The sequence below is a fragment of the Streptomyces sp. NPDC058650 genome, from assembly GCF_042717315.1.
Classification (GTDB): domain Bacteria; phylum Actinomycetota; class Actinomycetes; order Streptomycetales; family Streptomycetaceae; genus Streptomyces.
On sequence record NZ_JBHXRL010000002.1, the window covers coordinates 59,152 to 83,174 of the forward strand.

The 24,023-nt window shown below is 73.1% G+C and carries 20 protein-coding genes; 9 read left to right on the forward strand and 11 right to left on the reverse strand.

The annotated features are described in order from the left end of the window. Nucleotides 1–278 precede the first annotated feature (278 nt). On the forward strand, nucleotides 279–1,544 hold the full coding sequence (locus ACFWWU_RS04055) for an RNA-guided endonuclease InsQ/TnpB family protein (protein WP_384139553.1): 1,266 nt from the start codon (nucleotides 279–281) through the stop codon (nucleotides 1,542–1,544). Between the two features lie 145 nt (nucleotides 1,545–1,689). After that, the gene (locus tag ACFWWU_RS04060; RefSeq protein ID WP_384138614.1) at nucleotides 1,690–2,172 is read left to right on the forward strand and encodes a MarR family winged helix-turn-helix transcriptional regulator; all 483 of its coding nucleotides are present in this window, start codon (nucleotides 1,690–1,692) and stop codon (nucleotides 2,170–2,172) included. A 15-nt stretch (nucleotides 2,173–2,187) separates the two neighbouring features. Here ACFWWU_RS04060 and ACFWWU_RS04065 read toward each other — a convergent pair whose 3' ends face one another. Then, on the reverse strand, nucleotides 2,188–2,970 hold the full coding sequence (locus ACFWWU_RS04065) for a hypothetical protein (RefSeq protein ID WP_384138617.1): 783 nt from the start codon (nucleotides 2,968–2,970) through the stop codon (nucleotides 2,188–2,190). Nucleotides 2,971–3,329: 359 nt separating this feature from the next. Here ACFWWU_RS04065 and ACFWWU_RS04070 point away from each other — a divergent pair, with 359 nt between their 5' ends. From ACFWWU_RS04070 to ACFWWU_RS04095, 6 genes are all read left to right on the forward strand, one after another. Further along, nucleotides 3,330–6,386 carry a nitrate- and nitrite sensing domain-containing protein gene (locus tag ACFWWU_RS04070; protein ID WP_384138620.1) on the forward strand — a complete coding sequence of 1,019 codons (3,057 nt, stop codon included), beginning with the start codon at nucleotides 3,330–3,332 and terminating at the stop codon, nucleotides 6,384–6,386. Continuing rightward, nucleotides 6,383–6,874, forward strand: coding sequence for a roadblock/LC7 domain-containing protein (locus ACFWWU_RS04075; RefSeq protein WP_384138623.1), 492 nt, complete (start codon nucleotides 6,383–6,385; stop codon nucleotides 6,872–6,874). The genes ACFWWU_RS04070 and ACFWWU_RS04075 overlap by 4 nt, the downstream gene beginning before the upstream one ends. Before the next feature lie 13 nt (nucleotides 6,875–6,887). After that, entirely contained in the window at nucleotides 6,888–7,310 is a 423-nt protein-coding gene (locus ACFWWU_RS04080) for a DUF742 domain-containing protein (RefSeq protein ID WP_384138626.1), read from the forward strand. Further along, nucleotides 7,291–7,992 (forward strand): ATP/GTP-binding protein, encoded by a 702-nt coding sequence (locus ACFWWU_RS04085; protein ID WP_384138629.1) that lies wholly within the window; start codon nucleotides 7,291–7,293, stop codon nucleotides 7,990–7,992. The genes ACFWWU_RS04080 and ACFWWU_RS04085 overlap by 20 nt, the downstream gene beginning before the upstream one ends. Before the next feature lie 40 nt (nucleotides 7,993–8,032). After that, nucleotides 8,033–9,268: a styrene monooxygenase/indole monooxygenase family protein gene (locus ACFWWU_RS04090; RefSeq protein WP_384138632.1), complete on the forward strand. Its 1,236-nt coding sequence runs from the start codon at nucleotides 8,033–8,035 to the stop codon at nucleotides 9,266–9,268. Between the two features lie 62 nt (nucleotides 9,269–9,330). Further along, on the forward strand, nucleotides 9,331–9,858 hold the full coding sequence (locus tag ACFWWU_RS04095; RefSeq protein WP_384138635.1) for a DUF6584 family protein: 528 nt from the start codon (nucleotides 9,331–9,333) through the stop codon (nucleotides 9,856–9,858). Here ACFWWU_RS04095 and ACFWWU_RS04100 read toward each other — a convergent pair. From ACFWWU_RS04100 to ACFWWU_RS04120, 5 genes are all read right to left on the reverse strand, one after another. Beyond that, on the reverse strand, nucleotides 9,839–11,119 hold the full coding sequence (locus tag ACFWWU_RS04100; protein WP_384138637.1) for an MFS transporter: 1,281 nt from the start codon (nucleotides 11,117–11,119) through the stop codon (nucleotides 9,839–9,841). The two genes, ACFWWU_RS04095 and ACFWWU_RS04100, sit on opposite strands and share 20 nt — an antisense overlap. 95 nt (nucleotides 11,120–11,214) lie before the next feature. Beyond that, complete coding sequence (locus ACFWWU_RS04105; RefSeq protein ID WP_384138639.1) at nucleotides 11,215–12,663, reverse strand: NlpC/P60 family protein; 1,449 nt, start codon at nucleotides 12,661–12,663, stop codon at nucleotides 11,215–11,217. A 74-nt stretch (nucleotides 12,664–12,737) separates the two neighbouring features. Beyond that, nucleotides 12,738–13,082, reverse strand: a complete 345-nt coding sequence (locus ACFWWU_RS04110; protein WP_384138642.1) for a hypothetical protein — start codon at nucleotides 13,080–13,082, stop codon at nucleotides 12,738–12,740. A 27-nt stretch (nucleotides 13,083–13,109) separates the two neighbouring features. Continuing rightward, the gene (locus ACFWWU_RS04115; protein WP_384138645.1) at nucleotides 13,110–13,832 is read right to left on the reverse strand and encodes a TetR/AcrR family transcriptional regulator; all 723 of its coding nucleotides are present in this window, start codon (nucleotides 13,830–13,832) and stop codon (nucleotides 13,110–13,112) included. Nucleotides 13,833–13,973: 141 nt separating this feature from the next. Continuing rightward, a complete protein-coding gene (locus ACFWWU_RS04120) occupies nucleotides 13,974–14,909 on the reverse strand; it encodes a diiron oxygenase (protein WP_384138648.1) in 936 nt (311 codons plus the stop codon). Nucleotides 14,910–15,102: 193 nt separating this feature from the next. On the opposite strand from ACFWWU_RS04120, the gene ACFWWU_RS04125 reads away from it, so the two are divergent. Then, nucleotides 15,103–16,221 (forward strand): ferritin-like domain-containing protein, encoded by a 1,119-nt coding sequence (locus ACFWWU_RS04125; RefSeq protein ID WP_384138651.1) that lies wholly within the window; start codon nucleotides 15,103–15,105, stop codon nucleotides 16,219–16,221. 102 nt (nucleotides 16,222–16,323) lie between these two features. Here the strand turns inward: ACFWWU_RS04125 and ACFWWU_RS04130 are convergent, their stop codons facing one another. The 5 genes from ACFWWU_RS04130 to ACFWWU_RS04150 form a co-directional block, all read right to left on the reverse strand. Next, the gene (locus ACFWWU_RS04130) at nucleotides 16,324–17,799 is read right to left on the reverse strand and encodes a penicillin-binding transpeptidase domain-containing protein (protein WP_384138654.1); all 1,476 of its coding nucleotides are present in this window, start codon (nucleotides 17,797–17,799) and stop codon (nucleotides 16,324–16,326) included. A gap of 83 nt (nucleotides 17,800–17,882) precedes the next feature. After that, on the reverse strand, nucleotides 17,883–19,283 hold the full coding sequence (locus tag ACFWWU_RS04135) for an FtsW/RodA/SpoVE family cell cycle protein (RefSeq protein ID WP_384138657.1): 1,401 nt from the start codon (nucleotides 19,281–19,283) through the stop codon (nucleotides 17,883–17,885). Between the two features lie 97 nt (nucleotides 19,284–19,380). Then, a complete protein-coding gene (locus tag ACFWWU_RS04140) occupies nucleotides 19,381–20,667 on the reverse strand; it encodes an ATP-binding protein (RefSeq protein WP_384138660.1) in 1,287 nt (428 codons plus the stop codon). Then, nucleotides 20,664–21,455 (reverse strand): hypothetical protein, encoded by a 792-nt coding sequence (locus ACFWWU_RS04145; RefSeq protein WP_384138663.1) that lies wholly within the window; start codon nucleotides 21,453–21,455, stop codon nucleotides 20,664–20,666. Before ACFWWU_RS04145 ends, ACFWWU_RS04140 begins: the two co-directional genes overlap by 4 nt. 273 nt (nucleotides 21,456–21,728) lie before the next feature. Next, complete coding sequence (locus ACFWWU_RS04150; RefSeq protein WP_384138666.1) at nucleotides 21,729–23,954, reverse strand: PBS lyase; 2,226 nt, start codon at nucleotides 23,952–23,954, stop codon at nucleotides 21,729–21,731. Nucleotides 23,955–24,023: the final 69 nt, after the last annotated feature.

Below are 24,023 nucleotides of genomic sequence, written 5' to 3' on the forward strand. Positions count from 1 at the left end.
GACACATCCTGGTGTGGACATGTCATAGGAGACGCTACGCACGTAGACCCGGCTGATGGAAGGGGGTGTGGGTGCTGCCGTTGGTCTACGCCTATGGAGCGCTGTGCGGCCTGGGTTATGCGGGAGTCACCGCGCCCCGCAGCGTGAAACCCCGGCGTCGGTGCGTAGTGGTGAAGGTTACCCATATCGCCCAATTTCGATCAACATGTGTCGAGTTATGGCAATAGCTCTGCTGGATGGTGGAGACGATCTAGCCTCGGAGTGTGAGTGGACGTGCGATGGTGAAGCGGCAGTTCGGGTTTCGCGCCAGGCTGGCGCTGGACCCCGTGCTCTCGCGGAAGGCCGATGATCAGGCGCATGCTGCCCGCGCGATGTGGAATCTGCTTCATGCGTGGTGGCGGATGATGCCGAAGGACAAGCGGACTCTGGCGAACGCGGACGCCGCGATTCGACAGGCGCGGGCTGACATCGACTTCCTCGCAGCCCTACCAGCCCAGGCCGCGCAGGCGGTTCTGAAGACGTACTTCCAGGCGTGGAAGAACTGCTGGGCCGGGCGTGCCGGAGCGCCGAAGTTCAAGGGCCGGTTCCGGTCGGTCATGGCGGTGGACGTACCGCAGGGCAGGGACCTGTGCATCGCTCGAGCGCACCGAAGGTGGGGTCTGGTCAACATTCCCAAGATCGGGCGCGTCCGGTTTCGCTGGACCAAGGACCTCCCGATCGGCCGGCGAGCAGATGCCGACAATCGGATCGCCGGGGCCCGGCTGGTCAAGGACGCACGCGGCTGGCACATCGCGTTCCGTGTCCAGGCCCTGGAGCCTGGGCCCGAGCCGCACATCGGCCCGGAGATCGGTATCGACATGGGCGTCGCCGTGCCTCTTGCCCTCTCGGACGGGACGACGTACGGCCATGGAGAGTGGCTGACCGTCAAGGAGAAGGCCAAACTCCTCCGGCTGGAGCGGCGGGCCGCACACCGCAGGACATTCCGCAGGCCCGACCGGGTCACCTCCGGGCGGCTGCGGGCCACTTATGACCAGATCGCAGAACTCCGTGCGAAAGCCAAGCGCAGAGCCCTCGACTGGCAGCACAGGACCACCGCCGACATCGCCCGCAGGTACGGAACCGTGGTCGTTGAAGCTCTTGGCATCACGAACATGGTCAAGTCCGCGAAGGGCACCGTCGAGGAACCGGGGAGAAACGTCGCCCAGAAGTCGGGTCTGAACCGTTCCATCAGCGCTGAGGCATGGGGACGTACCGTTGAACTCCTGGGCCACAAGACCGCCCGCCGGGGTGGCGTCCTCGTCCAGGTCCCCGCGCCCAACACATCACGACGGTGCTCGGCCTGCGGCGTCATCACCCCGGGCAGCCGGGAGGACCAGGCGACATTCGTGTGCAAGAACCCGGAATGCGGATGGTCGGGCAACGCCGACCACAATGCATCCCGCAACATCTTGCACCTGTACAGGATGGGCCTCGCGCTCGTCCCGGCTGCCGGGAGGGCAGTCGCCAGGCGCGCTCGTCGCGTCAAGCCCACCACCGCGAGGTAGGCGGGAATCTCCCGCATCCGTGTGGGAGAGCGCTTCAAGCCTGCGAAATACTGGAGAAGCTACGGCGACAGCCGTGGCGGCAAGAACACTCAGCGGCCGGGAACATTGCCGGGAAGCCGCCGGAGAGCGTGTGGGAGGTGCTGACGTGCACGGAAGCGGTACGGGAAGTGACGGCCGGGGCGTCGTGCCCGCCGGGGTGGACCCGGAATTCCTCGCGCTCGAACGGGAGCTGGCGGTCTTCCTGCGCCGCGCCCGCGCCCAGTCCGGCGAGATGGCCCGCGAGGTCCACCCCGAACTGGAGCCCGCCGCCTACGGGCTCTTCGTACGCCTCGACGACGCCGGCCCCCAGCGGGCCACCGAACTCGCCGCGTACTTCGGCGTCGGCAAGGCGACCATGAGCCGCCAGCTGCGGGCGCTCGAAATGCTCGGGCTCGTCGTCCGCGACCCCGACCCCGCCGACGGGCGCGCCTCGCTGGTCCGCCTCACCGAGGAGGGCAGGGACCGCTTCCGGCACGTCCGGGACGCCCGGCGCGAGCGGTACGTCCGCAAGCTCGTCGACTGGGACCGCGCCGAGGTGGCCGAACTGGCGCGACTGCTCCACCACTTCAACGTCCGCTCCGAGGGCTGAGCCCGGTCCCGGACCTCACAGCTCCGCGTACACCGCCGTCGCGTCGTCGTGGAGCTTCCAGCGGCGCACCCCGCCGGCTTCCGCGTCCCCCGCCTCCAGCGCCCGCACCCGCCGCAGCAGGCCCGACGGCCCCTCCTCGCGCAGGACGCCGAAGCACTCCGCCCAGTCGCCCGCGCCGAACAGCTCCACCCAGCGGCTCGCCCCGTCAGTGAGCGCCGCCAGGGCCCGTACCTCCGCGCGCGGGGTCGTCCCGGTCACGGCACGCCCGGCGACCGACGGGTCGGCCGCCGCCGTGAAGAAGCCGCCCTCCCGGTTCCGCAGCCGGTCCGTCGCCGCCAAGGACCGCAGGACCTCGACCGGGACCCGGTCGAGCCGGTCGTCGAGCACCGCCCGGACCGACCCGTCCGGCGCCTCCAGGAGGAGAGCGGAGTCGGAGAGGACGAGATGCTCGACCGAGGTCTCGTCCCAGCGCGCGAGGACCACGGTCGCCTGGGGCGTACGCACGTGAGAAAGGTCACAGGTGTCCCGGTGGGCGTCCGCGGTGCGCCGGATTGCCACGGACAGGATCTCGAACAGGGGTATGTCCGGGCGGGAAGCGGACAGTTCGGTCAAAGCCCCGCCGAGGCGAGCGGTGAACCACGGCACCGTGTGCACACAACCGTCATCACCGGCCGGTGGTGTGACGCCGTCGAGGAGGACGACCGCCCCCCCGCCCCCCGATGCGGGCAGAGCTGCGGCTGCCCAGTCCTCGTTAGGGCGTTCGGGGCTGCCGGGGAGGGTGGCGACGTCGCTGCGCATGATGCCCAGTGTGCCCGCTCCGCCGTACTCCTTCACGGCACCTCCAAACGGCCGGAAAAGGCCTGTACCAACCTGCCGGAGGCGGCGCGAGAGGCGGAACCGGGACCTCCGCCGAGCTGCGGGCGGGCATCCTGCCAAAGCCCGCGCGGAAGATCCAACCGGCGGTCAGCGGAGGGCCTGGACCCCCACCCCGGGGAGTTGTTCGCCAACTCATGAGTGTTGTTCACTCGTTCGGGTGGCGGAGCGGCCGATGCGCGCCCCCTTCCCAGAACCGCTGGAATGGTCGGAAGCCGTACCAGGGGTGGGGGCGCTCCACGTGACCGGTCGTCACCTCTGCTTTGTGGGCGGACGAGTCAAGAATGCGAGCACCGGTGGAGAAGAAGCGGCCTCGGAGCAAGAACGGCGCGCGGAGCCAGACCCCCGGTGTACCGCCGACCCCGGTCGGCACCGCGACGGCGCCCACCTCCGGCCACCCCTCGGAGCCCGCCACGACGCTCCCCGCGCAGCAGCAGCCCCCGGCCGGACGCTCCAAGCGCGTCCGTAACCGCCTGGTCGCCGGTGTCGCCCTCGTGGGTGTGACCGTCCTCGCCGCCGGCGCCCCCGCGATCCTCACGGCCTCCGCCGACCTGACCGACTCCCAGCGCCTGGTCACCCTCGCCGAACTCGACCGGCAGGCCGTCACCCTCGCGCACTCCCTCGCGGACGAGCGCGACGAGGTCGTCGCGTACGTCGCCGCGGGCCGCGACGCGCAGACCGGCGACGCCGAGGACAAGCGCCAGATCACCGACACCCGGTCCACCCGCGTCGACCGCCAGATCGACGAGATCCGGCCCGCCGCCGCCACCGAGCTCCGCCGCGACCTCGCCGGGGTCCCCTCCATCCGCCGCGCCGCCCTCACCGGCAAGGGCACGGCCCTGGAGGCCCACAGGGCCTACTCGGACGTCATCACCAAGCTCCAGGCCCTCTCCGACGAACTCGCCGAGGAGACCCCGCCCCGCGCCGTCGGCGCCGCCGGCACCGCCCTCACCGAGGCCACCCGCGCCCCGGCCGCCCTCGGCCGCGCCGTCGAGCAGGCCTCCGCCACCCGCGGCCTGCTCCTCGCCGCCCTCGCCGTGCCGCAGCCCGAGCCCACCGGCGACGTCCACTACGACCCCGACACCGGCACCTACGTCCCCGACGTTCCCGAGGGCACCGAAGAGGCCGAGCACGCCCGCGACGCCCTCACCGCCGCCGCCCAGCAGGCCCGTGTCCGCGAACTCTCCGCCCTCGGCGACTTCGACCAGGCCGCCGGCGCCGCGGCCCGCGACGCGATCGCCGCGACCGTCGCGGGACCCGACGTCAAGAGCGCCGAACGCTCCCTCGCCACCCTCACCGACCAGCCCCGGCTGACCGAATCCGAGCGCGAGACCGACCAGGACGGCCTGGAGGCCGCGCTGTCCGCCCGTATCGAGCAGATGCGCGGCGTCGAGTCCCGTCTCGCCGCCGAGCGGGTCGAGCACTTCGTCGCGCTCCGGGACGACGACGTCACCGCCCTCGAACTGCGCATCGCCTTCCTCGGCGGCTGCCTCCTCGTCGCGATCGGCATCTCCACGTACGTCGCCCGCACCCTCACCCGGCCGCTCGCCGTGCTCCGCATCGGCGCCGCCCGGCTCGCCGGGGCGGCCGAGCCGCACCGCGAGGAGTCGGTCCGCTTCACCGGCCGCAACGACGAGTTCGCCCAGGTCGTCCGCTCCCTCAACACCCTGCACGGCAAGCTCACCGGCCTCGCCGCCCAGAGCGAGCGGCTCACCGGCGAGCACGCCGAGACCGCCGCCGCCAAGGAGGCCCTCGGCGCGGAGCTCGCCGCCCAGCGCGCCGAACTCCAGGGCCGGGTCGCCCTCCTCACCGCCGACCTGGAACGCCTCCGGGACACGGTCCATCACACCTTCGTCAACCTCTCGCTGCGCAGCCTCGGGCTCGTCGAGCGGCAGCTCGGCGTCATCGAGAAGCTGGAGGAGCGCGAGCAGGACCCGGACCGTCTTGCGACGCTGTTCAAGCTCGACCACCTGGCGACCGTCATGCGCCGCCACAGCGAGAACCTCCTCGTCCTCGCCGGCCACGAGCACGTCCACGGCCACGCCGGGCCCGTCCCGCTCGTCGACGTGCTGCGCGCCGCCGTCAGCGAGATCGAGCGGTACGAGCGGGTCACCATCCAGTCGCTGCCGCCGCACGCCCAGATCGCCGGCTTCGCCGCCGACGACCTGAGCCACCTGATCGCCGAGCTCCTGGAGAACGCCACGTCGTTCTCGCCGCCCGACGCCGAGGTCCAGCTCTCCGGCTGGCTCCTGGAGACCGGCGAGGTCATGCTCTCCGTCCAGGACGCGGGCATCGGCATGACCGACTCCCGGCTCACCGAGCTCAACGCGCGCCTCGCCGAGGCCGATCCGGACGGCTTCGAGGGCGAGGGGCTCGGCATGCGGGTGACCGCCCTGCTCGCCGCCCGCCACGGGGTACGCGTCCAGCTGCGCGAGCAGAAGCCGGGCGGCATCGCGGCCGTCGTGGTCCTGCCGCTGCCCCTGCTGCCCACGACCCCGCCGACCGTGGTGTCGGAGCCGGTACGGGTGGCGGGCGCGGCACCCACGCTCCACCTGCCCGGATCGGCGGCGGAGGCCAACTCCAACACGCTGCCGTCCCGGAACCGCGACCCGCTGGTGGAGGCCGCGGAGCGCGCGTTCCTCGCGGCGGAGGCCCAGGCCAAGGAGCCGGAGCCGCAGCAGGAGCCGGCGCCCGAGCCGACGTACGAGCCCGAGCCCGAGCCGACGTACGAGCCCGCGTCAGTGGACACGCCCGAGCCCGCGCCCGTGGACACGTACGAGCCGACGCGGGCGTCCGAGCCCGTGGACACGTACGAGCCCGCCGGATTCGTGGAGTCCGTCTCCGAGACCACGCTCCAGGTCCGCCTGCCCGACCCGCAGCCCGAGCCGGACGCCCACGAGCGCGCCGCCGACGGGGACCCGCTCGCCGCCGACCACGTCGAGCCCCCGGCCCCGGCAGCCCCGCCCGCCCCGGCAGCCCCGCCCGCCCCGGCGGCGCCGTCGGCCCCATACGACCCCTCCGCCCCCTCGGCCCCCGAACCGGTCTCCGACCAGACGGTTCCCGGCCCCCGTGCCGCCCAGTGGGAGCGGGTCACCGACAAGGGACTCCCGAAGCGCACCCCGCAGGTGGTCCGCAAGGCCGAAGACTCCACCGCTCCCCGTAAGGGAGGCGTGGACGCCGAGGCCCTGCGCCGCCGGCTCGGCGGCTTCCATCAGGGCGCCAAGGCCGGACGCCGGGACGTGGAGGCGGAGATGGAGACGGAAACGCCGCGGATAGACGCCGTAGGACCCGCACGTACAGAGGAGATGACGGGGGACACAGTCGAGGAGGCACGCAGTTGACTGCGACGGGAACGTTCGGACTGAGCACGGAGGCCCGCAACCTGCAATGGCTGCTGGGCAATCTCGTGGAGGAGGTACCGGGAGTCCGCTCGGTCGCCGTCGTCTCCTCCGACGGGCTGATGCTGCTCTCGTCCGACCCGGCCACCCAGCAGGCGGCCACGACGGCCGCCGACGCCGTCCGTCCCGACGGGCCGCGCGGCTCCAGCGCCGACCTGGCCACCATCGTCTCGGGCATCGGCAGCCTCACCATCGGCGCGGCCCGGCTGATGGACGGCGGCGGGGTCAAGCAGACCATGGTGGCGATGGAGGAGGGCAGCGTCTTCGTGATGTCGATCAGCGACGGCTCGCTGCTCGGCGTGCACGCCACCCCCGACTGCGACATGAGCGTCGTGGCGTACCACATGGCGCTCTTCGTGGGCCGCGCCGGACACGTACTCACCCCCGAAGTCCGCAGTGAGCTGCGCAAATCGATGGAGAGCACCCAGTGATGGAGAGCACCCAGTGACGTCTGCGTCCGCGACCTTTCACGACCACAAACTGCCGGTACGCGGAGACGGGCGGCGCCCCTCGCGCGTACGCCCGTACTCGCTGACCGGAGGCCGTACCCGGTTCGGCCACGTCCTGCTCGTCGAGACCTTCGTGGCCGCGCTCGAAGCGGCCCCCGCGCGCAAGGTCCTGACGGACGGCGGGCCCGGCGCCCGCGGTCTGATGCCGGAGATGCGGGCCATCGTCGAGATCTGCCGTCGCATGCGGACGGTCGCGGAGATCTCGGCGCTGCTGAAGATGCCGTTGGGAGTCGTCCGGGTGCTGCTCAGCGACCTGGCCGACCAGGGAAAGATCCGTGTGTACGGGACCGGTCACGGCACCGGCCAGCCCGACCGCGCGCTCCTCGAAAGGGTGCTGAGTGGACTCCGTCGTCTCTGACGCCACCGCCGTCTCCGAATCACCGGTGGAAGCTCCGGCGGCCGCCGGAATCCCCGCACAGCCCCAGGCCGATCCGTACGAACCGGAACCGGGCGCCGAGGACGGCGCCCAGGACTGGCAGCTCGACCACACCCGGGCCCCCATCGCGACGAAGATCGTGGTCGCGGGCGGCTTCGGCGTGGGCAAGACCACCTTCGTCCGCGCGGTCTCGGAGATCACCCCGCTCCAGACCGAGGCGCTGATGACCCGGGCGAGCGAGGACACGGACGACCTCACGTCCACGCCGGACAAGCTCACCACCACGGTGGCGATGGACTTCGGCCGGATCACCCTCGACAACGACCTGGTGCTGTACGTCTTCGGTACGCCGGGACAGCAGCGCTTCTGGTTCATGTGGGACGACCTGGTGCGCGGCGCGATCGGGGCGATCGTGCTCGCCGACACGCGCCGGCTGACCGACTGCTTCCCGGCCCTGGACTACTTCGAGAGCTGCGGCCTCCCGTACATCGTGGCCGTCAACCACTTCGAGGGCACCGAGCGCTTCGAGCCGGAGGACGTCAGGGAGGCCCTGACGGTCTCCCCGGACGTACCGGTGGTGGTCATGGACGCGCGCAAGCGCTACAGCGTCGTCGAGACCCTGCTCTCCATGGTCGCGCACGCGCTCGAAGCCACCCCCGAATAGTTCACACGAGCAGTTCACACAGTCGCCAGGAGCACCACCCATGCGGAAGATACTCATAGTCGGCGCCGGCCAGTCCGGTCTGCAGCTCGCCCTCGGACTTCAGACGCAGGGGTACGAGGTCACCCTCATGTCGAACCGGACGGCGGACGAGATCCGCGCCGGGCGCGTCATGTCCACGCAGTGCATGTTCGACACGGCCCTCCAGCACGAGCGGGACCTCGGCCTCAACTTCTGGGAGTCCCAGGCCCCCCGGATCGAGGGCCTCGGCGTCTCCGTCGCGGCTCCCGACGCCGGCCGCGCGATCGACTGGGTCGGCAAGCTCGACGGCTACGCGCAGTCCGTCGACCAGCGCGTGAAGATGGCCGGCTGGATGGAGACCTTCGCCCAGCGCGGCGGCCAGCTCGTCATACACGGCGCGGCCGTCGGCGACCTGGACTACTTCTCCCGCAACTACGACCTGGTGCTCGTCGCCGCGGGCAAGGGCGAGCTGGTCTCCATGTTCGGCCGGGACGCGTCCCGTTCGCCGTACGCGGAGCCGCAGCGGGCGCTGGCCGTCGCGTACGTCCACGGCCTCGGCCCGCGCCCGGAGCACCCGGACTTCGACGCGGTCCGCTGCAACCTGGTCCCGGGCGTCGGCGAGCTCTTCGTCATGCCGACCCTGACGACCGGCGGCCGAGCCGACATTCTCTTCTGGGAGGGCATCCCCGGCGGCCCGCTCGACGTCTTCCAGGGCGTCAAGGACCCCTCGGAGCACCTGGCGCTGACGCTGGAGCTGATGGAGAAGTTCACGCCCTGGGAGTACGCGCGGGCCACCAAGGTCGAGCTGACCGACGCGGGCGGCACCCTCGCCGGCCGGTACGCGCCGACCGTCCGCAACCCCATCGGCCGGCTGCCCGGCGGGGGCCTGGTCCTCGGTGTCGCCGACGTCGTCGTCGCCAACGACCCGATCACGGGCCAGGGCTCCAACTCGGCGTCCAAGTGCGCCGCCGCGTACCTCGCGTCCATCGTCGAGCACGGCGACAAGCCCTTCGACGAGGCCTGGATGCAGGCCACCTTCGACCGGTACTGGGACACCGCGCGGCACGTCACCAAGTGGACGAACGCGATGCTGGGCGTACCGCCGGAGCACGTCCTCAACCTGCTCGGCGCGGCGGGCGAGCTCCAGCCGGTCGCCGACCGCTTCGCGAACGGCTTCAACGACCCGGCCGACTTCGAGAACTTCTTCTTCGAGCCGGAGAAGACGGCCGCTTACCTGGCGGAGGTCACCGGCGCCTGACGGCGAAATCCGGCCGGTGAAATCCGGTCGTGATGACGCATCGGGGTGTTCGACAATGGGGCATGCCCCTGTCGAACACCCTGGCCCGCGCGGACGCGGACCTGGCCGCCGGCCGCGTGCCGATGGCACGCCAGCGTCTGCGCGGCCTCGTCTCGTCCTTCCCGTACGACCTGACCCTCCGCCGCCGCCTGGCCGAGGTGTACCGCCTCTACGGCGACGCGGCGGAGGCGGGGCGCTGGATGTACCTCGAAGAGGACCGGGACGCGGACGAGACCGCCGCCTTCGAGGAGCGGTACGGGTCTCCCGGGTGGCGCATGAAGGCCCTCGCGTGGCGCGGCCCCGAGGCCCTGGCCGGCACCGCCTTTGCCGAGGGGCAGCTGGCCGCCGTGCGGGAGGCCTGCTCGGAGGCGGCGGGGCGGCCGGTCGCCTGGGGTGACCCGATCCCCTGTGAGGGCGACGAGTACGAGGAGCACGAGGCTCCGGGCGGGGGTGGCCGGTTCACCGCCGTCATGGTGGCGATCGGGGTTTTCCTCGTGGTCTCCGCGATGACCGGGATCTGGATCCGCGGGCTCATCGCCCTGTTCGAGTGACGGTCCAGCGGGCGGCGGGCACAGGCGTGAGCGCGGGTGCGGGCTCGGGCGTGGGCTCGGCCGTTGGCTCGGGGACCCGGGTCGCCTCCGCCCGGCGGACCGCGAGCGGGGCCAGGAGCCCGGCGAGCGCGAAGAGGGCGCCGACGACGAACCAGCCGGGGCGTCCCCAGGTGATGCAGAGCGCGATCAGGAGCCCGGGGCCGAGGGCCTCGGAGAGGCCCGCGCCGAGGCCGAAGACGCCCAGGTACTGGCCGGTGGCGTGGCGTGGGGCGAGCGCGAAGGACACCTCGAAGCCGCCCGCCGAGTGCCAGAGTTCGCCGACCGTGTGGACCACCACGGCGGTCAGGAGCAGGGCGACGGCGGCCCACGCCGGGACGCCCGCGGAGAGCGAGACCAGACCGCAGGAGGCGAGGAAGGCCGCTCCGGCGCGCCGGTAGGCGCGGCCGCCGGCCCGGGGCGAGTCGATGCCGCGGCTCGCCCGGACCTGGAGTCCGACGACCAGGACGGTGTTGGCGAGCATCGCCCCCGAGACCAGCCAGTCCGGGGCGGTGGTGGATCCGACCAGCCAGAGCGGGATGGCCACCGTGAGCACCTTGAACTGGATGGCCATGACGCCGTCGAGCGCGGTGAGCACCAGGTACGGCCGGTCCCGCAGGGCGCTCCAGCGGGGTCCTTCGGTGGCGGGCGCGGGCGGGACGGGCGGCAGGAGGAGCAGGACGGCCGCGGCGGCCGCGAAGGCGAGGGCGTTGCCGGCGACCAGGATCCGGTACGCGTCGAGGGTGCCGACCTGGACGGCCCAGCCCGCGAGCAGTGCCCCGAGGGAGATGCCGACGTTGGTCACGGCCCGCAGGTAGGAGCGGAACTCCTGCGGCCGGTCGCCGCCGTAGTGCCGGATCAGCGGCGCGCGGGCGGCGAGCCCGGCGGCCTTGGCCCCGGTGGCCGTCGAGACGGCGAGGACGAACGGCCAGAACCCGTCCGCGAGGACGAAGCCCGCCGTGGCCACCGCCTGGACCACCAGCGTCGCCGCGTAGACGGTGCGCGCTCCGTGCCGGTCCGCGAGATGGCCGACGGCGATGCCCACGGCCAGCGAGAGGAGCCCGGCGATGCCGAGCCCGAGTCCGACGGTGGCGGCCGGGAGGTGCACGGCCTGGGTGAAGTACAGGACCCCGGCGGTCAGGAAGAGGCCGCTGCCGACGGTGTAGACGAAGTTCGAGGCGGCGAGGGTGCGCTGTGGTCCGGTGTCCGGCAGCAGCTTGGGCATGACGGGGCTCCGAGTCCGGGGCGGGCAACTGTAAGGACCCGTCAAGCTTTGCGCTTATTACCGCTGAGGGCAAGGGGCAGTCGGTGGAGGGGAGTTCACGACCGGTCGTACCCCTCGTCCCCGCCGTCCGTGGCCCCCGCCGGAAGCGCCGGCGGCGCGTAGGTCTCCAGGGCCTCCCCGCCCGGATCCGGACGGACCGCACCGAGCAGCGGGTTCGCCGCGACGGGGGAGACCTTCACCTTCCCGCCCGGCCGCGGGGCGTGCACCACCAGGCCCTCGCCGAGGTAGAGCGCCACATGGGTGGCGCCCGGGAAGTAGAGCACCAGGTCGCCCGGGCGGAGCTCGGACAGCGACACTCGGGGCAGCGTCGCCCACTGCTCCTGGCTCGTCCGCGGGATCTCCCGCCCCGCCGCCGCCCACGCCCGCTGGGTCAGCCCCGAGCAGTCGTACGACTCCGGCCCCTCGGCCCCCCACACGTACGGCTTGCCGATCTGCGCCACGGCGAAGCGCAGGGCCGCGGCGCCCGCACGGGACGGGGTGCGGAGGCCGTCCAGCACGCCGGAGCCGAGGAGTTCGCGCTGGGCGCCCGCGGTCTGGACGCGCTCCAGTTCGGTGAGCCGGGTGAGCTGCTCGGGCGAGAGGGACGCGAGCAGCTTCTCGACCTCGCGCAGCTTCGCCGTCACGTCGTCGCGCCGGGTGCGCTGCGCGGCGGCGAGGGACTGCTGCCGGTCGAGGGCCTTGCGGGACGCGCTCGCGAGCGCGCCGGCGCGCCGCTCCGCACCTTCGAGCCGCGAGATGGTGCCGGCCCGGTCGCGGGCCGCGCGGGCCACCAGGCGCGCCTGGTCCAGGGCCGACTGGGGGTCCTGCGCGAAGAGCACCCGGAGGTAGGAGGAGGCCTCGGTCCTGCCCTGGTACTGCTCCCTGGCGAGCCGCCCGGCCTCGGCCCGGCCCAGGGCCAGGTCGGTCCGGGCGGCGGTGAGCCGGGCGGTGACCTTCTTGGTGTCGGCGGCCTGGAGCTTGAGCGCCTCCTCGGCGGCGTTGAACCGCTCGGTGGCCTCCTCGGCCTGCTGGTAGAGCGTCCGCAGCCGGCCGAGGAGCCCGGCGACGGAGTCGCCACCGGGCGGTGGCAGCGCGGCGGCGTCGTCGTCGACGGGATCGCGTTGCGAGTCCGGGGCGTCCGGGGCGTCGGGGGTGTCCGGGGCGTCATGGGTGTCAGCAGCGTCAGCCGACTCAGGGGCCACGCCGTCGGTCGGATCCACCGGATCCACCGGATCCGCGCTGTCGGTCGGGCCCACCGGATCCTCCCCGGTCTCAGGGCCCACCGGATCCGCACCCGCCTCCGGATCCACCCGATCCGCACCCGCCTCCGGATCCACCGGGCCGACCGGTTCCGCCGCCGGGTCCGCCCAGGCGATCGGGGCCTCCGCCGAGGGGTCCACGGGCGGGTCCGCCGGCCCCGCGCCGACCGCCGGGACCACCCCCGCGAGAGCCGTCGCCGCGGCCAGCGCCCCCGTGCACACCGTGCGCAGCAGCCTTCCCGACACGTCACCACCTCCAGAGGGATGATGACGCGTCACTTCATCTGATTACTGTACGAATCGGGAGGCTCTCGGCGCGCTCACCCGTTCGGCTCAGCACCCGTCGGCCCCGCCCCGCCGCTCGCCGCCCCGCCGCTCGCCGCCCCGCCGCTCCCCGCGCCGCCCGGCTTGGACCACGGCCACTTCAGCTCGCGCCGCTCGCGGCCCTCGGGGGCGTACTCGTAGACCCAGCCGCGCTGGATCCCGAGCCGTTTCGTGTGCCCCGCCGGCTCGCGCCGGTACGCGTGCAGCATCGGCGGGCGTCCGTCATGGGCCGGGACCGGCACCTCGTACCACTTCGGCGGGTGCCCGGTCGGACCGAGCAGGATCGGCAGGACCCGGCCGTCGAGGGGGCCGCCGCGGAAGGGCGTGTTCTCGCTTCTCACCCCTCCAGTCTCTCCCGCCTTCCCCGCTCACAGCAGGTGGGCCGCCTCGCCCACCACCGGGATCACCTTGCGGGCGAGCGTCGCCACCGGCCCCTCCGGCGTCTCCTGGGCGAGGAGCCGCCCGACGACCGCAGCCGTCTCCTCGTCGCTCGCCGTGGTCGCCGCGAGGAGGGCGACGAGATGGTCGACCAGCCACGCGCGCAGTTCGCGCGCCGGGGGCTGCTTCTCCTCGTCGAGCCAGATGAGCGAGGCGGCCTCCACGGCCGCGATCCACGTCCGCACCAGCATGGAGAGCCGGGGGCCCGGCCGTGCCACCCCGAGGTGGAAGAGGATCTGCTCGGCCGCGGCCCGCCTGACCTCGTCCACGATCGCGGTGGTCCGGGAGGTCTCGGCGACGCTGCCGCCCCGCAGCAGGGCGCTGAACCCGGCGTCGTGCTCGTCGACGAAGGTCAGGTACCGGTCGAGCACCCGGCCGAGCCGCTCGGTCGGCGCCCCGACCGGCGGCTCGCTGAAGCAGCGGTTCAGCGCGTCGGCCGAGGACCGCAGGGCGACCTCGTACAACTGCTGCTTGCCGCCGGGGAAGTAGCGGTAGACGAGGGGCCGTGAGACGCCGGCCGCCTCGGCGACGTCGTCGAGCGAGACGTCCTCGGGCGCCCGGTGGGCGAAGAGCCCCAGGGCGGCGTCGAGGAGCTGCCCCCGCCGCTCCTCGACGGTGAGCCTGCGGTACGCGGGTGTGGCGGCGCTCGTCATGCCCCGCAGCGTAACCGCGGAACGCGACGGCCAGGCGTGCGGTCCGGAACCGGCTCGGGAAGGCGCGCGTTCCCCAACCGCGTCAGGCGTTCGGTCCCGGACCGATTCCGGTATCGGGCGGACGCCCCCGGCCCGCCCCCCTCAGGCCAGCAGCCCCGAGGACTTCCACAGCCGGCGTCCCGCCCCGCGCAGCACCCCGATGTCGTCGAGGAAGTCCGTCAGGCGTCGCGCGCCCGACTGCATCACCTCACGCCGATGCCCGCTCGCCCGCACCTGCGCGACCGCCTCCCGCCGGTCCAGGCCCACGGCCTCGTACACCTGCGGGTTGACGAAGCAGGTCGAGAAGACGCGGGCCGCCTCGCCGCAGCTCAGCCGGGTGAACTCCCGCTCCCAGCGCGGGGCGGTCACCATCTGGCGGCGCAGCTCCTCGCGGGCGTACCGGACATGGCGGGCCTCCTCGACCACATGGATCCGGGTCACCCCGCGGACGAGGGTCTGCACCCGCTCGTCCGGGAAGGTCAGCCGCTGCATCCAGTCGAGGATCTCCTCGCCGAGCAGGGTGGCGGCGAAGGAGCCGGGGGTGGTGGAGACGGTCTTCAGGAGGCGGGCGAGGTTGTGGTAGACCCGCGGGACCGGGTACGCGGGGGTGCCGCCCCGCTGGATCATCCGGGCGAACATCATCGAGTGCCGGCATTCGTCGGCGATCTCGGTGAGCGCGTAGCGGACGTGATGGCTGGTCAGGGACTTGTCGTAGATGTGCCGGACGAGCAGCTGTATCAGGATGATCTCGAACCAGACGCCGAGCGAGGCGAGCGAGGCGGTCTCGTGGCGGGAGAGCGCGATCCGCTGCTCCTCCGACATGCGGAGCCACAGCGGGGTGTCGTAGAGCGAGACGAGCTCGGGCGGCCAGAACCACTTGCCGTCCTCGAAGGGGGTGTCCCAGTCGAGCTCGGTGTCCGGGTCGTACGCGTGCTTGCGGGAGGACTCCAGGAGCCGCTCGGCGACCTGCTCGCGGTCGCGCAGCGGCCCCAGGGCGTCCCGGAGGAGGCTGAAGTCGGGCTCGGTGAAGGGGGTCATGGTGGAGGCACCTCACTGCGCTCGCCATCGCGTTACCGGGGGTCACCCTTATGAGACTGCCCGTCAGTAACGTCGTCAATCCCTTGCGCGCGACTTGTTGACCATCCGTCTACCACCGTGTGAACTGACCGGTGGACTCGCACGAAGGAATCGCACCACGGGAACGTCCATCCGACCCCCGAAGGAGGCGTCAGTGTCGACGCGCGACCTCTACACCACGGCCCAGCCCACCCTCACCTGGCAGGTGCCGGCCACCGGCGCCGCCCGTTTCACCTGGGAATACGACATGGAGGCTGCGGGTCGCGAGCGGCTCCTCGCCCTCTACCAGAAGGGCAAGGACAAGCAGTGGGACGGCGCCACCCGCATCGACTGGGACCTCGACGTCGACCCGTACGACCCGCTCGGCACCCCCGACGAGGTCCTGAACCTCTACGGCACCCGCCACTGGGCGAAGATGACCGAGAAGGACAAGGGCGACCTGCGCCGGCACTACGCCTCCTGGCAGTTCAGCCAGTTCCTCCACGGCGAGCAGGGCGCCATGATCTGCGCCGCCCGGATCGTCGAGGCCGCGCCCGACCTGGACGCCAAGTTCTACTCGGCCACCCAGACCATGGACGAGGCCCGGCACGCCGAGATCTACGGCCGCTTCCTCCACGAGAAGATCGGGATGCTCTACCCGATCAACGACAACCTCAAGGGCCTCCTCGACGACACCCTGCGCGACTCCCGCTGGGACATGCCCTACCTCGGCATGCAGGTCCTCATCGAAGGGCTCGCCCTCGCCGCCTTCGGCATGATCCGCGACACCACCGACAAGCCGCTGCCCAAGCAGATCCTCGCGTACGTGATGCAGGACGAGGCCCGGCACGTGGCCTTCGGCCGGATGGCCCTGCGCGACTACTACCGGCAGCTGTCGGACGCGGAGCTCCGCGAGCGCGAGGAGTTCGTCATCGAGGGCTGCTACCTGATGCGCGACCGGCTGCGCGGGGTCGAGGTCCTGGAGAACTTCGGCATCCCCCGGAAGGAGGCCGAGGAGCTGAGCGAGCGCAGCGAGTTCCTCCAGCTCTTCCGCAAGCTCCTCTTCAGCCGGATCGTGCCCTGCGTGAAGGACATCGGCCTCTGGGGCGAACGCCTCCAGAAGGCCTATCTGGACATGGGGGTCTTTGACCTCGGCGACTCCAACCTCGATCTGCTGATGACCCAGGACGAGGAGATCGCGGAGCGGCTCGACGCGGAGCGCTTCGCGGCGGAGGAGCGGGCGCGGGTGACGGAGGTGGCGGACGCGATCGCGGACGGCGCGGCGGCCGAATAGGGCTTCGGGCCGGGCGCCCGGCGCGCATAGGGCTTCAGGCCGGGCGCCCGGCCCGAATAGGGCGTCGCCGCCGCGCGCCCGGCCTGATCGGCAGGACGCCTCCTACCCCCGCGCCTTCGCCTCCAGCCGCAGCGCCTCCTCCATCACCGCCCTCGCGATCGGGGCCGCGCTGCCGCCCCCGCTGATGTCCGTACGGGACGCCTCGGCGTCCTCGACGACGACCGCCACCGCGACGGCCGGCTGAGCCGTGCCCTCCGCCTGCGCCCAGGCGATGAACCAGGCGTACGGGGTGCCCGTGTTGCCGAACCCGTGCTGCGCGGTGCCGGTCTTGCCGCCGACCCGGGCGCCGGGGATCGCCGCGTTCGTGCCCGTGCCCTCCTCGACCGCCTTCACCATCAGCCGCTGGAGCTGGATCGCCGTCGAGGGGTTCATCGCCTGCCGGTAGCTGCGCCGGCCCGTACGGTCCACCGTCGTGCCGCCGGAGGTCGTGGTGCGGTCGACGAGGTACGGCTGGGCGATCTCGCCATGGTTGGCCACGGCCGCCGCGACCATCGCCATCTGGAGCGGGGTCGCCGTCGTGTCGAACTGCCCGATCGACGAGAGCGCGAGCTGGTCCGGGCTCATCTCCCGGTCGAAGCCGGACTTCGCGACCCAGGACGGCACCCGGAGGCCCGTGTCGTTGAAGCCGAAGTCCTCGACCGCGTCGACCATCCCGGTGAGCCCGACCTCCACCCCGAGCCCGGCCATCACCGTGTTGCACGACCACTGGATCGCGTACGCGAGGGACGCGTCCGCGCACCCCCGTGCCTCGTTCGGCAGCACCTGCCGGGTGCCGGGAAGGACGAACGGGTCCGGGGTGTCGGTCGGCGCGTCCACGTCCCGCACCACGCCCGCGTCGAGGGCCGCCGCGGCCGTCACGATCTTGAAGGTGGAGCCCGGCGGGTACGTCTGGCGCAGCGCCCGGTTCAGCATCGGCTGGTTCGGCGAGGAGATGAGCCGCTTCCAGGAGTCCTTGACCCCCTTGCCGGTCCCCGAGAGGACCCCCGGGTCGTACGAGGGCGAGCTGACGAGCGCCAGGATCCGCCCGCTGGACGGCTCGATCGCGACGACCGCGCCCCGCTTCCCGTCGAGCCCCCGGTAGGCCGCCTCCTGCATCGGGGCGCGGACCGTCGTCAGGACGTCGCCGCCCGGCTGCCGGCCCCGGGTGAGGTCGCTCCAGAGCGGCAGCGGCGCGAGCATCGGGTCCGTCCCGCCGAGGACCGCGTCCTCGGCGTGCTCGACGAGCGTCGTGCCGTACGTCTGGGAGGCGTAGCCGGTCACCGGCGCGTACAACGGCCCCTGCCGGTAGGTCCGTTCCCAGCGCAGCTGCTGCCCGCTGTCCCGGGAGCCGGTCACCGGCTTCCCGTCGACGACGATCTCGCCGCGCGGCTCCGCGTACCGGTCGATGGCGATCCGCCGGTTCGCCGGGTCGTCGTCGAGCTCCTCGGCCTCGAAGACCATCACGCGGGCCGCGTTGACGAGCAGGGCGACGAGGAGGACGAGACAGAGGGCGGCGGCCCGCCGGATGTACCGGATCACGGGGCGTCCTCCTGGACGTGCGGGGTCACGGGGCGTCCTCCCGGATGTGCGGGGTCACGGGGCGTCCTCCCGGATGCACCGGATCACGGAGCGTCCTCCCGGAAGGGGGCGTCCTCCCTGACCGGGGCGAGCGTCCCGGTGTCGGCGGAGTCCGGCTGCGGCGCGCGGGCCGAGTCGCTGACCCGGATGAGGAGCGCCACGATCACCCAATTGGTGACCACCGACGAGCCTCCCTGGGCCAGGAACGGCATCGCCATGCCGGTGAGCGGGATCAGCCCCATCACCCCGCCCGCGATCACGAAGACCTGGAGCGCCACGATCGAGGCGAGCCCGATCGCGAGCAGCCGCCCGAAGGGGTCGCGCAGCGCGAGGCCGGCGCGGTAGCCGCGGGCGACGAGGAGCGCGTACAGGAGGAAGAGCGCGGTGAGGCCGACGAGCCCGAGCTCCTCGCCCGCCGTCGCCAGGATGAAGTCCGACTTCACGGCGAAGCCGATGAGGACGGAATGGCCGAGACCGAGCCCCGTACCGAGCATCCCGCCGGCGGCGAAGGCGAACAGCGACTGCGCGAGCTGTCCCGGCCCTTCGCCCGCCCGGATCGAGGCGAAGGGGTCGAGCCAGTCCTCCACCCTGCTGTGCACGTGCGGTTCGAGCGAGCCGACGAGGAAGGCCCCGGCGGAGGCCAGGACGAGCCCGACCGCGATCCAGCCGATCCGTCCGGTCGCCACGTACAGCATGATCACGAAGAGGCCGAAGAAGAGCAGCGAGGTGCCGAGGTCCCGCTCCAGGACGAGGACGCCGACGCTCAGCAGCCAGATCGCCACGATCGGCCCGAGCACCCGGCCCGTGGGGAACTGGAACTTCCAGATCCGGCGGCCGGTGTACGCGAGGGCGTTGCGGTTGGCGGAGAGGTACGCGGCGAAGAAGACGGCGAGCAGGATCTTCGCGAACTCACCGGGCTGGAAGGAGAGCCCGCCGATCCTGATCCAGATCTTGGCGCCGTTCACCGCGGGGAAGAAGATCGGCAGGATCATCAGGCCGAGCGCGGCGGCCACGGAGACGTACGCGTACCCCTGGAGCGTGCGGTGGTCGCGCAGGAGCAGGACGACCACGATGAAGAGCGCGACCCCGAGCGTCGACCAGACCAGCTGCGTCGCCGCCGCCTGGTCCTTCGGCGTCTCCAGGTCGAGGCGGTAGATCAGCACCAGGCCGAGGCCGTTGAGCAGGACCGCGATCGGCAGCAGCAGCGGATCGGCGTACGGGGCGCGGAAGCGGACCGCGAGATGGGCGACGAGCGCGAGCAGCCCGAGCCCGGCGCCGTAGCGGGCGGCGTCCGGCGGCACGGCGCCGCTGCGGGCGAGGCCGACGGCGGCGTAGCCGGAGACGGAGATGAGGACGGCGCAGACGAGGAGGGAGAGTTCCACGCCGCGGCGCTTCGGGATGCGTACCCCGGGCGGGGGAGCGTCCGTGCGCGGAGTGGCGGTCATGGTCCGCAACGTAGCAAGCGGTATGCCCTATGTCCCTTTTGTGTGACGGTGTGCCGTGTGGTGCCGTGTGGCGCTGCGTGGCGTCGTGTGGCGCCGTTCAGTCCGTCGGTACGGGGTCGGGGTCGGATTCGGCGAGGCGTACGTACTCCGGCAGCCGGAGCCGGGCGACGGCGCCCCCGCCGTCCGCGGCGTCGGCGAACACCAGCTCGGCGCCGATCACCTCCGCCTGTCCCGCGGCGATCGTCAGCCCGAGACCGTGCCCCTTGCCCCCGCTCTCGGTACGGAACCGCTGCGGCCCCGACTCCAGCAGGTAGCCGGGATAGCCGGGCCCGTGGTCCCGCACGGTCACCGTCGGCCCGTCCACCGTCACCACCACCGGAGGCGCGCCGTGCCTGTGCGCGTTCGCGATCAGATTGCCCAGGACCCGCTCCAGGCGCCGCCGGTCCGTCTCCACCGTGGCGTCCCGGACGACCCGCACCTCCGTCGGCGTGCCCGAGGCGCGGACCACCCGCGCGGCGAGCGGGCCGAGCTCGTGCACCGCGAGGTCCACGGCCTCGTTGCGGGCGTCGAGCCGCGAGATCTCCAGGAGGTCCTCGGTGAGGTCGCGCATCGCCTTCACCCGGTCCTGGACGAGCTCCGACGGCCGTCCGTCCGGCAGCAGTTCGGCGGCGGCCGAGAGCCCGGTCAGCGGGGTCCGCAGCTCGTGCGCCACATCGGCGGTGAACCGCTGCTCGCTCTGCAGCTTCCGCTGGAGCGAGGAGGCCATCGTGTCGAGCGCCCCGGAGACCGTCGCCACCTCGTCCTGGGGGCGCGAAGGGTCCTCTGTACGGGGGTCGTCGACGCGCGCGTCCAGGTCCCCGGCGCTGATCCGGCGGGCCACCTGGGCGGTGAGGTGCAGCCGGCGCGTGACCCGGGTGACGGCGAAGGCGCCGACGAGCAGCGTCGCCCCGATCGCGAGGACGGAGGAGCCGACGATCGACCGGTCGAGCGCGTCGATCGTCTCGGCGCTCTGCGTGTAGTCGAACCGGACGGCGAGCGCGCGGCCGTCCGCGGGACCCGCCGCCCACATCGTCGGCCGGCCCTGGTGGTCCGCGACCATCGTGCCGTGCTCGCCCCGGACGGCGAGCGCCCGCAGTGAGGCTGGGAGCCCCTCCGGGTCGAGGCCGGAGAACCGGGGGAGGGGCTCGCCCGCCTCGTAGAGACGGCTGACCTCGGTGAGCCGCGTGAGGGCCTTCTCCCGCGCGTCGCCCACGGTCTGGCCGGTCACCGAGACGTGCACGAGGACGCCGAGGAGCGCGGCGAGGGCGCAGCACATCACCGCGATGAAGACCGCGGCCTTCCAGGTGAGGGTCGCCGTCCAGGCGGGCAGCCGGGGCGCTCTCACGGGCCCGGCTCCTCGGACAGGGGCGCGGGGGTGGGCACGGGCGCGGGTACGGGCGCCGGGAGCGCGGGCGTGGGCGCCGGGCTCACCAGATCGGGCGCGGGCGGCACGACCGACGCCCGGGCGCCCGGCGGCGCCACGCGGACGATCTCGTCCCGGGTGGGCAGCATGCTGTGCTGCTGCTCGTCCCAGGACCAGGCCGTGCGGTACTCGTACCCGGGAATGCCGGCCGAACTCACCCGCATGATCAGGTCCCGGCCGGCCAGCTCCACACTGATGACTTGGTCGACGGTGGACATGATCCGGGTGAGCCCGCCGTTCTCGGCGAGGTAGACGCGGACCCCGACCTGCTGGTCCGGCAGCCGGATGCCGACGATCAGCTCGTCACGGCCGTTGCCGGTGAGGTCGCGGTAGTAGGGCGGCATGACGGGGCACGCGTCGGGCTTCGCGACGCACGCCTCGATCGCCCGGAGGGTCTCCTCGGGGACGCCGTCCGCACCGGGATACGTCTCGGCATCCGCGCGCACCTCGGCGAGGACGACCGCCACGGGGGCGACGCGGCGGACGTCGTTGTCCGGCACCTTCACACCGGGGACGCGCTGGGTGTCCGACTCGCCGTAGTCGAACGGCGGATCGGTGGCGGGCGGCAACTCGGGCCAGAGCCGTACGGGCCCGACGGCGGTCGGCGTGGGCCCGGCACTCTTGAGCCCGCCCTCCCGCTCCCCGCCACAGCCGGTGAGCAGGAGGGAGCACAGCACGCCGCAGGCAAGCAGCACTCCGCGCGGTCTCACTCTGCTCCTCGGGACGGACGACGGCACGACGGGTCTCCCCATGGAGCCTATTCAACGGCACGCCCCATTTGCCCACCTGCCGGGCCTGCCGCCCGAGGGCCCAGGACCTCGGAAAGCAACCGCCCCAGGGCTTCGGAAAGCAACCGCCCCAGGGCTTCGGAAAGCAACCGCCCCAGGGCTTCGGGAAGCGTCCGCCCCGTGCCCTGGTGAGCGTCCGCCCCTTGCCCTGGAAAGCGTCCGCCCCGACCCCTGGAAAGCGCCCCGCCCCGTGCCCTAGAAGGCGCCCCGCTCCATCCGCGCCAGGGCCGCCCTGCACAAGGTCAGGAGCTTCTCGTCCTGATGGATGTCGTGGCTGCCCGAGCCGCCCTCGCGGGCGTTGTGACGGCGTCTTCGGGTGAGCTCGGTGAGGATCGTCAGCTGGGCGTCCGACGCCGCCGGGCCCATCTCCGCCAGACACTCCGCGATGTCCACGCGCGCGTGCCGGTTCTCCTCCCAGGCCGCGAGCAGCACCGGCAGCGCCTGGTCGGCGCGGCCGGAGACCCGCCACAGGGCCGTCGCGCTGCGGACCCGTACCCACAGGTCCCGCGAGGCGAGACCGGGCCGGAGCGAGGCCGCCGAACCGGCCGCCGCCGGGCCGATCGCCCCCAGGGCCAGGGCCGCGCAACACCAGTCCGGGGCCGAGGAGCCGGGCCGCAGCCACCGCTCCAGGGCAGGCAGCACGTCCCCCCTGTCCCCCTCCGCGGCCCACAGCGCCCGCGCCGCCATCGTGGAGACCGCCGCCGACTCGGCGTCCAGCAGCCCGCGCAGGTCCGGTACGGCCTCCCGGGCCGTCGGGCCGAAGGCCGCCAGGGTCCGCAGGGCCGCCTCCCGCACCCAGTCGCGTCGGTGCTCCGGCGCACCGCGCAGCACCCGCAGCACCTCGGGGAGCGCCTGTCCGCCCCGTACGGCCGCGAGGGCGTAGAGCAAGGGCGCCGCCCGGTCGAACAGCCCCTCGTCGAGCTCGACCTCGGCGAGCCTGCGCCGCAGCAGCGGGGCGAGGCCCGCCGCGGCCGGCCCGAGGCCGTCCATGGCGTACAGCAGCTCGCGCCGCACGTCGGGCTCCTCCAGGGCGCGGGCGAGCAGCGGGACCGCGCGGGTGTCCCCGGCACGGGCCAACGCGAGGAGCGCCCCGTCCCGCCCGGACCGCCCGACGAGCCCGCCGGAGCCGTCCCGCGAGGCACCGGGCACACCCGGGTCGTCCGTCAGCCGGACCGCCAGCGCGTCAGCGGCGGGCCCGCCCAGCTCGAAGAGCCGCTCCAGGAACGAGGTGGCGGCCTCCCGGAGCCGCGGCTCCGCATCGTGCAGCTGCGCGCCGACGAGCCGGACGATCTCCTCGTACCGCCCGCGCCACACGCGTATCAACCCACCGCACAGCCAGATCGCGTCCGACCGCTGCCACCGGTCGGGGCTGCGCAGCTGGGCGAGGATCAGCGCGATCCGGTCGTCGACGCGGTCGTCGAGCGCGGCGTGCAGGGTCCGGAGCAGCTCCTCGGTCCAGGGCGCGGGCCGACCGGCCGCGTGCTCCTCCAGGAGCTCCCGGACCTGCCCGGCGAGCGTGGGCGAACCGGGCCACCCGCCCTCACCGGGCCACCCGCCCTCACCGGCCCACGCGCCGTCGCCGGGCCACGCGCCGTCGGCTCCCGTACCGCCGTCGGTGCCGGTACCGCCCTCGGCACCCAGGGTGAAGCCACCGCTCCCGGCCCCGCCCCCGGTCCTGAGCGCGGCCGTCCTGATCTCCTCCAGGAGCTCCGTCACCCACCGCACGATGTCGTCCGGGATCTCGCCCGGCGCGCAGCGCGCCAGCTGGGCGAGGGAGGCGAGCCGGAGCCCGGGGTCCTGCGCGGCGCGGGCGAGCCAGTCGAGCCACTCGACGGTCTCGGAGCGCAGCGACGCGTGCCGCAGGGCGATCCGCCCGACCGCGGCCACCAGGGCGAGCCGCACCTCGGTATCCCGCTCGACGGTGAGGCGCTCCCGCAGCAGCGTCAGGACGCGTGAGGGCTCGGGGTGCAGCGAGGCGAGCGCGCAGGGCGCGGCGAGCCGCACCTCGGGGTCGGGGTCGCCGACGAGCCCGAGGAACACGTCGGCCCCGGCGGCGATGGCGGCCGCGGCCATCGCATAGTTGGCCGCCGGTATGAAGTCCTCGTCGTCCGGGTCGAATTCGTCCAGTTCCTCGTCGTCGTCGAGCTCGATACCGCCGATGCTGGTGAGCAACTCGACGATGCCGCCCCGGTCCTGGACGGCAGGGTCGGCGACGAGCTCGATGAGGAAGGGGATGCACGCGAGTGTCGAGTCGTAGACGTCGCCCTGGTGGTGCACCGCGCCGTACATGCCGTCGAGGGCGGTCTCACGCTCCGCGGGATCGGCGGAGGCGAGTCCGCGGAGCAGCGCCGGCACGTCGTCCGCGGGGCCGTAGGCGTGCCCCAGCGAGGCCCAGTCGACCTCCTCGATCCCCGTCAGCATTGCCAGGCCGCCTTCCCCGTGAGCGCTGTACCAGGGAGCAAGTGTGCACCACAGGAAGGGCAACAACGC

Coding starts and splice junctions, on each gene's coding strand:
- ACFWWU_RS04055 (WP_384139553.1), top strand. CDS start 279: ATGGTGAAGCGGCAGTTCGGGTTTCGCGCCAGGCTGGCGCTGGACCCC.
- ACFWWU_RS04065 (WP_384138617.1), bottom strand. CDS start 2,970: ATGCGCAGCGACGTCGCCACCCTCCCCGGCAGCCCCGAACGCCCTAAC.
- ACFWWU_RS04070 (WP_384138620.1), top strand. CDS start 3,330: ATGCGAGCACCGGTGGAGAAGAAGCGGCCTCGGAGCAAGAACGGCGCG.
- ACFWWU_RS04090 (WP_384138632.1), top strand. CDS start 8,033: ATGCGGAAGATACTCATAGTCGGCGCCGGCCAGTCCGGTCTGCAGCTC.
- ACFWWU_RS04095 (WP_384138635.1), top strand. CDS start 9,331: ATGCCCCTGTCGAACACCCTGGCCCGCGCGGACGCGGACCTGGCCGCC.
- ACFWWU_RS04100 (WP_384138637.1), bottom strand. CDS start 11,119: ATGCCCAAGCTGCTGCCGGACACCGGACCACAGCGCACCCTCGCCGCC.
- ACFWWU_RS04115 (WP_384138645.1), bottom strand. CDS start 13,832: ATGACGAGCGCCGCCACACCCGCGTACCGCAGGCTCACCGTCGAGGAG.
- ACFWWU_RS04120 (WP_384138648.1), bottom strand. CDS start 14,909: ATGACCCCCTTCACCGAGCCCGACTTCAGCCTCCTCCGGGACGCCCTG.
- ACFWWU_RS04135 (WP_384138657.1), bottom strand. CDS start 19,283: ATGACCGCCACTCCGCGCACGGACGCTCCCCCGCCCGGGGTACGCATC.
- ACFWWU_RS04150 (WP_384138666.1), bottom strand. CDS start 23,954: ATGCTGACGGGGATCGAGGAGGTCGACTGGGCCTCGCTGGGGCACGCC.